Annotated in this window: 14 protein-coding genes; 3 read left to right on the top strand and 11 right to left on the bottom strand. The window is 71.6% G+C overall.

Translation table 11 applies throughout. From position 1 onward, the window contains the following. Nucleotides 1-227: 227 nt before the first annotated feature. From lgt to hisI, 11 genes are all read right to left on the bottom strand, one after another. Entirely contained in the window at nt 228-1256 is a 1029-nt protein-coding gene (gene lgt, locus OG625_RS28585) for a prolipoprotein diacylglyceryl transferase (protein WP_329386720.1), read from the bottom strand. An 88-nt stretch (nt 1257-1344) separates the two neighbouring features. After that, entirely contained in the window at nt 1345-2280 is a 936-nt protein-coding gene (locus OG625_RS28580; RefSeq protein WP_329386716.1) for a DsbA family protein, read from the bottom strand. Nucleotides 2281-2398: 118 nt separating this feature from the next. Further along, a complete protein-coding gene (trpA, locus tag OG625_RS28575) occupies nt 2399-3214 on the bottom strand; it encodes a tryptophan synthase subunit alpha (RefSeq protein ID WP_329386714.1) in 816 nt (271 codons plus the stop codon). Next, nucleotides 3211-4464: a tryptophan synthase subunit beta gene (trpB, locus tag OG625_RS28570; RefSeq protein ID WP_329386711.1), complete on the bottom strand. Its 1254-nt coding sequence runs from the start codon at nt 4462-4464 to the stop codon at nt 3211-3213. Before trpB ends, trpA begins: the two co-directional genes overlap by 4 nt. A 197-nt stretch (nt 4465-4661) precedes the next feature. Further along, complete coding sequence (gene trpM, locus OG625_RS41470; protein ID WP_443067792.1) at nt 4662-4886, bottom strand: tryptophan biosynthesis modulator TrpM; 225 nt, start codon at nt 4884-4886, stop codon at nt 4662-4664. Between the two features lie 8 nt (nt 4887-4894). Further along, nucleotides 4895-5704: an indole-3-glycerol phosphate synthase TrpC gene (gene trpC, locus OG625_RS28565; protein WP_030012837.1), complete on the bottom strand. Its 810-nt coding sequence runs from the start codon at nt 5702-5704 to the stop codon at nt 4895-4897. 173 nt (nt 5705-5877) lie between these two features. Then, nucleotides 5878-6357, bottom strand: a complete 480-nt coding sequence (locus tag OG625_RS28560; protein ID WP_329386709.1) for a DUF2752 domain-containing protein — start codon at nt 6355-6357, stop codon at nt 5878-5880. 68 nt (nt 6358-6425) lie between these two features. Next, a complete protein-coding gene (locus OG625_RS28555) occupies nt 6426-6677 on the bottom strand; it encodes an HGxxPAAW family protein (RefSeq protein WP_329386707.1) in 252 nt (83 codons plus the stop codon). A gap of 127 nt (nt 6678-6804) precedes the next feature. Further along, nucleotides 6805-7503 carry a TIGR02234 family membrane protein gene (locus OG625_RS28550; RefSeq protein WP_443067791.1) on the bottom strand — a complete coding sequence of 233 codons (699 nt, stop codon included), beginning with the start codon at nt 7501-7503 and terminating at the stop codon, nt 6805-6807. A gap of 14 nt (nt 7504-7517) precedes the next feature. Continuing rightward, nucleotides 7518-9008: an anthranilate synthase component I gene (locus OG625_RS28545; protein ID WP_329386702.1), complete on the bottom strand. Its 1491-nt coding sequence runs from the start codon at nt 9006-9008 to the stop codon at nt 7518-7520. Nucleotides 9009-9027: 19 nt separating this feature from the next. After that, nucleotides 9028-9390, bottom strand: a complete 363-nt coding sequence (gene hisI / locus OG625_RS28540; RefSeq protein ID WP_329386700.1) for a phosphoribosyl-AMP cyclohydrolase — start codon at nt 9388-9390, stop codon at nt 9028-9030. Between the two features lie 84 nt (nt 9391-9474). Between hisI and OG625_RS28535 the strand changes: the two genes are divergently transcribed. From OG625_RS28535 to OG625_RS28525, 3 genes are all read left to right on the top strand, one after another. After that, complete coding sequence (locus OG625_RS28535; protein ID WP_329386698.1) at nt 9475-10107, top strand: TIGR03085 family metal-binding protein; 633 nt, start codon at nt 9475-9477, stop codon at nt 10105-10107. Between the two features lie 207 nt (nt 10108-10314). Continuing rightward, nucleotides 10315-10821, top strand: coding sequence for a DUF6232 family protein (locus tag OG625_RS28530; protein WP_329386696.1), 507 nt, complete (start codon nt 10315-10317; stop codon nt 10819-10821). After that, a complete protein-coding gene (locus OG625_RS28525) occupies nt 10818-11168 on the top strand; it encodes a hypothetical protein (protein ID WP_329386693.1) in 351 nt (116 codons plus the stop codon). Before OG625_RS28530 ends, OG625_RS28525 begins: the two co-directional genes overlap by 4 nt. The last annotated feature ends 35 nt before the right edge of the window (nt 11169-11203 follow it).

Here is an 11203-nt window from a genome sequence, read left to right as displayed (position 1 = left end):
CCGGGGGCCGCCCGCCGGTTTCGACGGGGACGGGGGTGTGCCGGGGCGTCCCCGCAGGGCGTCGAACTGGGCCCCCTCGGCCCACCGACCCCCCGACACGTTCGACGCCCGAGGAGACGCCCCGGCGCGCCCCCGGCACCGGCGGAACCGGCCCCCCGCCGACCCCGCCCGGGAAACGCGAAGGGGGCGCCGCGTTGGTGCGCGGCGCCCCCTTCGGACCGTACGGGTCAGCTCTTCCCGGCCTCCGGGGCCTTGGCCTCGGCCTCGGCCTCGGCGGGAGCGTCCTTCGTCAGGACGGCCGCCTTCGGCGCGGAGGCTTCCGACTCGGCCGCGTCGGCGGCCTTGCCGTCCCCGGGCACGGAGTCCTTCGGCTCGGCGTCCTTCGCCTCCGCGGCAGCGTCCGCGTCGGCCGGAGCCGAACCCTTACCGCCCTCACCGCCGGGGGCGACCGGTTCGACGATCTCCTCGCGGCCCGGCCGCAGCTTCGCGGACAGCACCAGGTAGACCACGGCCAGGACGAAGACCACGATCGCGGTCCATACGTTCAGCCGCAGGCCCAGGATGAGGTGCGCCTCGTCGACCCGCATGTACTCGATCCAGACGCGGCCGGAACAGTACGCCGCCACGTACAGGGCGAACGCCCGCCCGTGGCCGAGCTTGAAGCGGCGGTCGGCCCAGATGACCAGCAGGGCGACGCCGACGCACCACAGCGACTCGTACAGGAAGGTCGGATGGTAGGTGCCGGCGACCCGGTTCGGGCCCTCGCTGATCTCCACCGCCCACGGCAGATCGGTGGCGCGGCCGTACAGCTCCTGGTTGAACCAGTTGCCCCACCGCCCGAACGCCTGGGCCAGTGCGATGCCGGGGGCCAGGGCGTCCGCCCAGGCCGGCAGCGGGATGCCGCGCAGCCGGCAGCCGATCCAGGCTCCGACCGCGCCCAGCGCGATCGCACCCCAGATGCCGAGGCCGCCCTCCCAGATCTTGAAGGCGTCGACCCAGTTGCGGCCTTCGCCGAAGTAGAGCTGGTAGTCGGTGATCACGTGGTAGAGGCGACCGCCGACAAGGCCGAACGGCACCGCCCACACGGCGATGTCCGCGACCGTGCCGGGCTTTCCGCCGCGCGCGACCCAGCGCTTGTTGCCGAGCCAGACGGCGACGAAGACACCGATGATGATGCAGAACGCGTAGCCGCGCAGCGGGATCGGTCCGAGATTGATCACGCCGGTCGACGGGCTGGGGATGTAAGCAAGGTTCATGGCAGTGATGACGCTACCCTGCCGGGCGGTGGGCACCGCAACCCGCCCGGCAAGCCGAAACCAAATCCACACATGCCCCGGGCGTCCCTCAGTCCCCCGCGGCCCCCGTCGCGGAGGCCTTCGACGCCCCGGCGGGGGACGGCGAGCCCGTCTTCGACGAGCCCTTCGCCCGGGCCGAGGGAGACGCCGAAGCAGAGGCGGAAGCGGACGGTGAGGCCTTCGTCGCACCGCTGCCGGAGCTCTTGGCCGTGCCCTCCACCTGCTCCTTGAGCTTCTGCGGGGTCATCGGGTTCGTCTGGTCGGAGAAGATGTCCTTGCCGTCCAGCTGCACGGTCGGCGTGCCCCGGAACTTCCCGGCGCGGAAGGCGTCCTGGGATTTGCCCACCCAGCTGTTGTGCGTGCCGTCCTCGACGCAGGCGCGGAACTCGGGGGTGTCCAGCCCCTCCACCTTGCCTGCCAGTTCCAGCAGCTTGGCGTTCTTGCCGTAGGCGTCGTCGACCTCCTGCGGCTGGTTGACGAAGAGGACGTCGTGGTAGGCGGTGAACTTTCCGGCGTCCTGAGCGCAGGCCGCCGCGTTCGCGCTCTTCAGGGATCCGCTGCCGCCCATGTTCCCGTCGATGAGCGTGACCAGGTGGTACTCGGTCTTGAGCAGGCCCTTGGCCTCCAGCTCGTGGATGGTGTCCCGGTAGTTGTCCTCGAAGGACTTGCAGGCCGGGCAGCGGAAGTCCTCCCACACCACCAGGGTGTGCGGCGCCTCCGCCTTGCCCGCCTGGATGGCGAGCGCGTCCTTGCCCGTGGCCCCCGAGGGGGCGACGACCGGACCCGCCTTGGCGGACTTGTCGCCCTTGCCGGCGTTGGCCGCGATCACGCCGACGACGGTCGCGAGGCCGAGCACGCCGACCACCGCCGCCGCCACGATCAAGGTCCGCCGGCGCTTGTCCCGGGTCTTCTGCCGCTCGCGCTCCATCTGGAGTCGCTCCCGGGCCGATCGTTTCGTCGCATCGCGGTTCGCACCGTCGTTCATCTCGCTCACGTTCGGCCAAACGAAGCGGGGAGGCACTCGCGTGCCTCCCCGCCCCGACTTCCACCCGATCGGACTACAGAACCCGCTCAGGTGTCCACGTCCTGATCGAACGCGCGAGTCAGCTCCTGCGCACGCCCGCCGCGAGGTCGGCCGCCAGCGCCCGTACGGCGGCCAGCCCGGCCGCCTCATCCGGTGCGTCGAGCAGCAGCTTCACGAAGGCCGAGCCGACGATCACACCGTCGGCGAAGCCCGCGACCTCCTTGGCCTGTGCGGCGTTGGAGACGCCCAGGCCGACGCAGACCGGGAGCTCGGTGGTGGCGCGGGTGCGCCGGACGAGGTCCTGGGCCTGGTTGCCGACCGACTCGCGGGTGCCGGTGACGCCCATGAGGGAGGCGGCGTAGACGAAGCCGGAGCCGGCCGCCGTGATGGTGGCCAGGCGCGCGTCCTGGCTGCTGGGGGCCACGACGAAGACGGTCGCCAGACCGTGCTTCTCCGCGTGCTCCCGCCACAGCGCGGACTCCTGGACCGGCAGGTCGGGCAGGATGCAGCCGGCGCCGCCCGCCTCGGCGAGCTCGGCGGTGAACCGCTCGACGCCGTAGCGGTCGACGGGGTTCCAGTACGTCATCACCAGGATCGGGGCCCCGGTCGCCTCGTGGGCCTCGCGCACGGTGCGCAGCACGTCGGCGATCTTGACTCCGCCGCGCAGGGCGATGTCGTCGGCGGTCTGGATGATCGCGCCGTCCAGGACCGGGTCGCTGTGCGGGAGGCCGATCTCGACCACGTCGGCGCCGCCCGCGATGACGGCCTTGACCGCCTCGATGGCGCCGTCGACGGTCGGGAAGCCGGCCGGGAGGTAGGCGACGAGAGCGGCGCGGTCCTCGGACTTCGCCTTGGCCAGCGTGTCGCTCAGAAGCTGGATCTTGCCGTTGCTCACTTCGACTCCCCCTCGGCGCTCTCGCTGCCGTCGTACAGCCCGAAGTAGCGGGCTGCCGTGTCCATGTCCTTGTCACCGCGGCCGGACAGGTTGACGACCATCAGGCCGTCCTTGCCCAGCTCCTTGCCGAGGTCCAGCGCGCCGGCGAGGGCGTGCGCGGACTCGATCGCCGGGATGATGCCCTCGGTGCGTGACAGCAGGCGCAGGGCCTGCATCGCCTGGTCGTCGGTGACCGCGCGGTACTCGCCGCGGCCGGAGTCCTTGAGGTAGGAGTGCTCCGGGCCGATGCCGGGGTAGTCCAGACCGGCCGAGATGGAGTACGGCTCGGTGATCTGGCCCTCCTCGTCCTGCAGGACGTAGGAGCGGGAGCCGTGCAGGATCCCGGGCTCGCCGGCGGTCAGGGTGGCCGCGTGCTCGCCGGTCTCGACGCCGTGTCCGGCGGGCTCGAAGCCGACGAGGCGGACGTCGGCGTCCGGGATGAAGGCGTGGAAGAGGCCGATGGCGTTGGAGCCGCCGCCGACGCAGGCCGCGACGGCGTCGGGCAGCCGGCCGGCGCGCTCCAGGATCTGGCGGCGGGCCTCGACGCCGATGACCCGGTGGAAGTCTCGGACCATGGCCGGGAAGGGGTGGGGGCCGGCGACCGTACCGAAGAGGTAGTGGGTCTGGTCCACATTGGCGACCCAGTCGCGGAACGCCTCGTTGATGGCGTCCTTGAGCGTCCGGGAGCCGGACTTCACGGCGATGACCTCGGCGCCGAGCATGCGCATCCGGGCCACGTTGAGGGCCTGGCGCTGGGTGTCGATCTCGCCCATGTAGATGGTGCAGTCGAGGCCGAAGAGGGCGCAGGCGGTGGCGGTGGCCACGCCGTGCTGGCCGGCTCCGGTCTCGGCGATGACCCGGGTCTTGCCCATGCGCTTGGTGAGCAGCGCCTGGCCCAGCACGTTGTTGATCTTGTGCGAGCCGGTGTGGTTGAGGTCCTCGCGCTTGAGGAAGATCCGGGCGCCGCCGGCGTGCTCGGCGAACCGGGGCACCTCGGTGAGGGAGCTCGGGCGGCCGGTGTAGTTGACCATCAGGTCGTTCAGCTCGGCGGCGAAGGCCGGGTCGCTCTTGGCCTTCTCGTACTCGACGGCTACCTCGTCCACGGCGGCGACGAGCGCCTCCGGGATGAACTTGCCTCCGAAGTCACCGAAGTAGCCTTCGGAGTTCGGAACGTGACCCTCAGGGTCCGGGATGAAGTATTGGCTGGACATGCCAGTGCTCCTACGGGATGCGGCGAGTGGGTTCACCGTATTGCGCCGCTCGCTCACGACACACGTGCCCCGCTCGGGGGCCGGTGGTGTGTCGGTACGAGGAGACCGCGCCCGGAGCCGGCGGCTCGGGGCGCAGGCCGCACGGGAGCCGTGGCCCGGCGCGGTACGTCTTGGGTACCGGGCCGGGGCAGCCCTCGTTACAGCGCGTCTCCGGGACGCCATCGCATGCCGTTGACCTGACCGGGCTCGGAGCCGATCACGTACCGGACCCGCCGCCCGTGGACGCGCCGGGCCGGGGCGCGGCAGCCACGGGGGCGGCAACCGCGCGCCAGGGGCGCGTGCGCCGTCGGCACGTCGACCGGGCCGCGGCGAGGTGCCGGCGGCGCGGGCTGCGTGCTGACGGAGGGCGGGTTGTGGGCCATGGGTGGGGTCAGCTCCGCCCGTGGCGCAGGGCGGGGTGGGCGCCGGCGGCGACGAGGTCGGCCACGGCCGCCTTCGGGTCGCGGCCGGTCACCAGGGACTCCCCGACGAGGACGGCGTCGGCGCCCTCGTTGGCATAGGCGATCAGGTCGTGCGGGCCACGGATGCCGGACTCGGCGATCTTGACGATGTGGTCCGGGATCTCGCCGACGACTCGCTCGAAGGTGGAGCGGTCGACCTTGAGGTCCTTGAGGTTGCGGGCGTTGACGCCGATGATCTTGGCGCCCGCGGCGACCGCGCGCTCCACTTCCTCCTCGTCGTGGACCTCGACGAGCGGGGTGAGACCGATGGACTCGGCCCGCTCGATGAGGGAGACGAGGGCCTCCTGCTCCAGGGCCGCGACGATCAGCAGGACGAGGTCGGCGCCGTAGGCGCGCGCCTCCCAGAGCTGGTACGCCGTGACGATGAAGTCCTTGCGCAGGATCGGGATGTCCACGCGGGCGCGGACGGCCTCCAGGTCGGCCAGCGAGCCACCGAAGCGGCGCTGCTCGGTGAGGACGGAGATGACCGCCGCACCGCCCGCCTCGTAGTCGGCGGCGAGTCCGGCCGGATCAGCGATCGCGGCCAGCGCGCCCTTGGACGGGCTGGAGCGCTTGACCTCGCAGATCACCTTGACGCTGTCGCCGCGCAGAGCGGCGACGCCGTCCTTGGCCTGGGGCGCCTTGGCGGCACGCTCCTTGAGCTCGTCGAGGCTCACGCGGGCCTGCCGTTCGGCAAGGTCTTCGCGGACCCCTTCGATGATCTCGTCGAGCACACTCACGCGAGCGGCCCCCTTCCGGGTCGATGACGGTCGGCCGCCTTGCAGACACGTACCCATGCAAGGTCGGCAATCAAATGGTATCCGCAGGTGGCGTCGCCCTCCGCACGCGGTTGACGCCGTCCCAGTAACTGGACATTCGGAATCCGGGCTTCATTCGGGGCCCCGCACGGCTCTCAGGGCGCCAGCGCCGAACCGAAAGAAAGATTTCGGACGATGGCGAAAAGCAGGGCCACCGCACCCAGCCCCCACCAGTACAGCGACTTCAAGGCAGGCCTTGGAGCGGGCCGGCCACGGTAGGCGCGAACCAGCCACAGGACCGCGAATCCCGCGAAGACGAAGTAGCCGACGACGGCCAGGGCATTTGCCCCGATTGCTGCAAAGAGATCGCCGTGGGCGAACGCGTGTGCGCTCCTGAGCCCACCACAACCGGGGCACAGGATTCCGGTCAGTCGGAACAGCGGACAGACCGGGTAGTGGCCCGGTTCGTTGGGATCCACCGCGCCCACGTACGCGAACGCCGCGACGGCCCCGACCAGGGTGATCGCCGGAGCGGCGAGCCTCCGGGCACGGGAAGACCGGGCGACGGGAGGCGACGGCGACGGCACGAGATCGGGAGTGCGAGAGGCGTCCACCCGCTGATTCTCGCGGATCATCACAAAAGTCGCAGCACGACAAAAGGCGCAGCCCGACGGGGCCGCGCCTTTCGAATCCTCGGTACCGCTCAGACCTTGGCGGGGACCTTGGAGGCGGCGATGACCTCGGCGAGGTCCTTGTGGGCGGCCTTCGGCGCGCCCATGCCCGCGGCCTTCATCGCCATGCCGACGACACCGCCGAGCGCGACGACGACGAGACCGGCCCAGAAGCCCCACACGTTCGCGATCACCATGAAGGCGCCGGAGATGCAGAAACCGATGAAGGCGATGATGACACCGGTCCAGGCGGCCGGGGTGTGTCCGTGGCTAGTGCCCGCCATGAGTTGCTCCTCGTTGCTCTGCCGCGATGCCGTGTTGGTAGAAAGCGCGGTCTGTGTCGAACGCTCGGTGGCCATTGTCCCGCACCCGGCCGGGGCCGCGCTCACGGGGGTGGGGTCGAAGTGCCGGTCAGCGCCCCGGATCGGAGGTCGGGTCCTCGCCCCGGTCCAGAGCCTTCCACAGATCCTCCGGCCGGTCCGGATCCACCACGGCGGCCTTGCGGGGCCGCGGGCTGCCGTCACGCTCGTAGCGGCCGCCCATCGCCGGCCAGCTCCGGCCGAAGCGCAGGGCCAGCAGCCCGGCGACGAGGATCAGGGCCGCGCCCGCGGCCGTGACGTAGGGCCAGGCCGTTTGGGTCAGCCCCGCCACCTTCGCGGCGGTGTCCGCGGTCGTCCGGGCGGCCTCCGCGTCGAGCGCGCTGCGCCCGTCGGCGGCGAAGACGGCCGCCAGCGCCGCGCCGAGGCCGCTGAGCGCCAGCAGTGCGGAGACGAGCAGCCGGCTCTTGCCGCGTACGGCGAAGACCGCGACGAGAGCGGCCAGCGCCACGATGGCCAGGGCCGCGGGCAGCCCGGTGACGGCCTGCCCGTCGGCGGTCAGCCGCAGCGAGTCGTCGCCGAAGGCGGTGGTGCCCCGGGCCCAGACCCGGCCGGAGGCGAGCAGGACGACGGTGGCCCCGAGGGTGCCGAGCAGCAGGGCGGCGGCCACGCTGCGGCGGCTGCGGCGGCTGTCCGGCGCCTCGGACCGGGTCTCGGACCCCGGCTCGGAGCGGGGCTCGGGCTCGGGGGCGTCATCGTTTCGGGGCGGGGGTACGGCACTCACGTACCCCACTATCCCCTACGGCCTCAACGGCCGTGGAGGCGGTTCGCCGCTCCGACCGCACGCAGCACCGCGGCCGCCTTGTTGCGGCACTCGTTGTCCTCCAGCTCGGGCACCGAGTCGGCGACGACCCCGGCGCCCGCCTGGACGTACGCCGTGCCGTCGCGCAGCAGCGCGGTGCGGATGGCGATGGCCGTGTCGGAGTCCCCGGCGAAGTCCAGATAGCCGACGCAGCCGCCGTACAGGCCGCGGCGGGTGGGCTCCAGCTCCTCGATGATCTGCATGGCGCGCGGCTTGGGCGCGCCGGAGAGGGTGCCGGCCGGGAAGCAGGCGGTGAGCACGTCGAAGGCCGTCTTGCCCTCGGCGACCTGCCCGGTGACGGTGGACACGATGTGCATCACGTGGGAGTAGCGCTCGATCGACATGAAGTCGACGACCTCCACCGATCCCGGCTCGCAGACCCGGCCGAGGTCGTTGCGGCCCAGGTCGACGAGCATCAGGTGCTCGGCGCGCTCCTTGGGGTCGGCGAGCAGCTCCTCCGCGAGGTCGTGGTCCTCCTGCGGGGTCGCGCCGCGGTGCCGGGTGCCGGCGATGGGGTGGACCATGGCCCGCCCGTCCTCGACCTTGACCAGCGCCTCGGGGCTGGAGCCGACCACGTCGAAGCCGTTCTCGAAGCGGAAGAGGTACATGTACGGGGACGGGTTGGTGGCCCGCAGTACCCGGTAGACGTCCAGCGCGGAGGCCTCGCAGGGGGTCTCGAACCGCTGGGAGGGCACCACCTGGAAGGCCTCCCCGGCCCGGATCCGCTCCTTGATGTCCTCGACGGCGTCCTGGTACTGCGCGCCGCCCCACAGCGCCGAGAACTCGGGCAGCTCGGAGGCGGGCAGCGGAGTGGGCGTGTAGGGGGCGGGCCGCGCGAGGTCGGCCTCCATCGCGTCGAGGCGGGCGACGGCGTCCGCGTAGGCCTCGTCCACTCCGGTGTCGAGGTCGTTGTGGTTGATGGCGTTCGCGATGAGCAGGACCGTTCCGTCCCAGTGGTCCATGACCGCCAGGTCCGAGGTGAGCAGCATGGTCAGCTCGGGCAGTTCGAGGTCGTCGGCCGTGTGCTCGCCGATGCGCTCCAAGCGGCGCACGATGTCGTAGCCGAGGTAGCCGACCATGCCGCCGGTGAAGGGCGGCATGCCGCCCGCGAGGTCGCGGGGAGTGTGCAGGACCTCGACGGTCGCGCGCAGGGCGTCGAGCGGGTCGCCGCCGGTGGGCACGCCGACGGGCGCATTGCCGATCCAGTGCGCCTGGCCGTCCCGGACGGTCAGCGTCGCGTCGCTGCGCACGCCCACGAAGGAGTACCGGGACCACGAGCGGCCGTTCTCGGCCGACTCCAGCAGGAAGGTGCCGGGGCGTTCCGCGGCCAGCTTCCGGTAGAGCCCGACGGGGGTGTCCCCGTCGGCCAGCAGTCTGCGGCTCACGGGGATGACGCGGCGGTCGGACGCGAGCTTGCGGAAGGTGTCGAGATCCATGACGTGGGACCCAATCCGGCTATTCGGCCAGCAGGAGGACATCGGCGTCGAAGCAGGTGCGGGCGCCCGTGTGGCAGGCGGCTCCGACCTGGTCGACCTTGACGAGCAAGGTGTCGGCGTCGCAGTCGAGGGCGACTGACTTCACGTGCTGGAAGTGGCCGGAAGTGTCCCCCTTCACCCAGTACTCCTGCCGGCTGCGCGACCAGTACGTGCAGCGTCCGGTGGTCAGCGTGCGGTGCAGGGCCTCGTCGTCCATCCAGCCGAGCATGAGCACCTCACCGGTGTCGTACTGCTGGGCGATGGCCGGTACCAGGCCGTCGCCGGAGCGCTTGAGGCGCGCGGCGATGGCGGGATCGAGGGAGGACGTACTCATGCGTGCCATTGTGCCGCGAGATGGGACCGGCAATGGATCTCTGTCCGCCTGATGAGCAGGCACAGGGCGAGTTCCGGCCGTAGGCTGGCCCGCATGTCTACCCATGCGAAGCGTGAACGACTGCTGCTGGCCGACCTGTTGGAAGCGGCCGGTCCTGAGGCCCCGACGCTGTGCGACGGCTGGACCTGCCGGGAACTCGCGGCGCACGTGGTGGTCCGCGAGCGGCGTCCGGACGCGGCGGGCGGGCTGCTGTTGAACGTACTGAAGGACCGCCTGGACAGGGCGATGGCGGAGTACACGGCCAAGCCGTACGAGGAGCTCGTCCAGCTGATCAGGACGGGTCCGCCGAAGCTGTCGGTGTACGCGCTGAAGCAGATCGACGAGGCGGCGAACGCGGTGGAGTTCTACGTCCACTCCGAGGACGTGCGGCGGGCCCAGCCGGACTGGTCGCCGCGGGAGCTGGACCCGGTGTTCTCGGACGCTTTGTGGTCCCGCCTGGAGAAGCTGGCCCGGCTGACCGGCCGCCGCTCCCCGGTGGGCCTGGTGCTGCGGCGCCCCGACGGCCGCACGGCGGTGGCGCACAAGGGCGTCCCGGTGGTGACGGTGACGGGCGAGCCGGGTGAGCTGACGCTGTTCTGCTTCGGCCGGCAGGGCTCCGCGGCCGTGACCCTGGAGGGTGACAAGTCGGCGGTCGCCAAGCTGACGACGGCGCAGCTGGGCATCTAGCGGGCCCTCATTTCGGTCCGATCCACCCTCTTGCCTGGCAGGGACACGGCGTGCTTAATGAAGCCCCGCTCCGTCCACGGTCGACAGCGCACGGGGGAAATCATGTCCAATCCGGTCCCGCCGCCACCCTTACCGTCCCAGCCGCCACAGCCTGCCCCGCCGGCTCCGCCGGCCCCACCGCTACCGCCGAGACGCCCCGGGTCCGGCGTGGAGCTGCGGGTCAGCAGGCGGCTGCTGTGGGTGGACGACGCGGCGTATCCGCTGCACAACATCGCCCGGGTGCACACCTTCGAGCTCAAGCCCGACCGCTGGAAGGCCTTCCTCACGTTCTTGAAGGGGCTCGCCGCCACAGCCGTGGCCCTTGTCGTGCTCCAGGTCGCCAACGAGGACTCGGGGCCGTTCAGCAGCTCGGGCTACGGCTCGGACGACACCGCGGACACTCTGTGGACCTTCGCCTTCCTCGTGGCGTTCGGCCTCTTCGTCTGGCTGCTCACGCAGCTGTTCGCGCGTCCCGAGCACGTGCTGTCCGTGGAGACCTCGGGCCCGCCCGTCGCTCTGGTGACGCTGCCCGACAAGGAGCAACTGCGGCAGTTGGTCGGGCAGATCGTGCACGCCATCGAGAACCCGACGGCCGAGTTCGCCGTACAGGTGCAGCGCGTCGGCGACACGGTGAACATCTACGGCGGCCAGGGACACACGGGAGTGAAGAAATGACCGAGGGCAACCACATCGGCGACGTCGTCAACATCCACGGCGGAACGCACATCATCGGCATCGTGAAGAACCAGTCCCCGACCATCGCCCCGCAGCTGCCCGCCGACCAGCGCGAGGCGATCGCCGAGCTGATCCGGCTGCTCGAGGGCCTGCGCGAGCAGATGCCGCCGGGCGGCGCCGAGACCGTCGACGATTCCCTGCGTGCGATCGGTTCCGCCGACAGCAGCCCGCAGCAGCGGCGCAGCGCGCTGATGGCCGTGGCCGGCGTCGCCTCGTTGATCGGCGCCACCGCCCAGCCGGTCACGGATGCGGTGAACGCCGTCCTGCGGCTGCTCGGCGCCGGCTGAGCCGACGGCCAACGGCCGGGCCCGCCCGGGGACCG

The sequence above is a fragment of the Streptomyces sp. NBC_01351 genome (assembly GCF_036237315.1).
Taxonomy (GTDB): Bacteria; Actinomycetota; Actinomycetes; order Streptomycetales; family Streptomycetaceae; genus Streptomyces.
The sequence above is the reverse complement of the archived record's forward strand: the minus strand, read 5'-3'. Positions and strand labels throughout refer to the sequence as shown.

Coding starts and splice junctions, on each gene's coding strand:
- OG625_RS28545 (WP_329386702.1), bottom strand. CDS start 9,008: ATGGATCTCGACACCTTCCGCAAGCTCGCGTCCGACCGCCGCGTCATC.
- OG625_RS28580 (WP_329386716.1), bottom strand. CDS start 2,280: ATGAACGACGGTGCGAACCGCGATGCGACGAAACGATCGGCCCGGGAG.
- OG625_RS28535 (WP_329386698.1), top strand. CDS start 9,475: ATGTCTACCCATGCGAAGCGTGAACGACTGCTGCTGGCCGACCTGTTG.
- trpB (WP_329386711.1), bottom strand. CDS start 4,464: ATGTCCAGCCAATACTTCATCCCGGACCCTGAGGGTCACGTTCCGAAC.
- OG625_RS28555 (WP_329386707.1), bottom strand. CDS start 6,677: ATGGCGGGCACTAGCCACGGACACACCCCGGCCGCCTGGACCGGTGTC.
- trpM (WP_443067792.1), bottom strand. CDS start 4,886: ATGGCCCACAACCCGCCCTCCGTCAGCACGCAGCCCGCGCCGCCGGCA.
- OG625_RS28560 (WP_329386709.1), bottom strand. CDS start 6,357: ATGATCCGCGAGAATCAGCGGGTGGACGCCTCTCGCACTCCCGATCTC.
- lgt (WP_329386720.1), bottom strand. CDS start 1,256: ATGAACCTTGCTTACATCCCCAGCCCGTCGACCGGCGTGATCAATCTC.
- hisI (WP_329386700.1), bottom strand. CDS start 9,390: ATGGCACGCATGAGTACGTCCTCCCTCGATCCCGCCATCGCCGCGCGC.
- OG625_RS28525 (WP_329386693.1), top strand. CDS start 10,818: ATGACCGAGGGCAACCACATCGGCGACGTCGTCAACATCCACGGCGGA.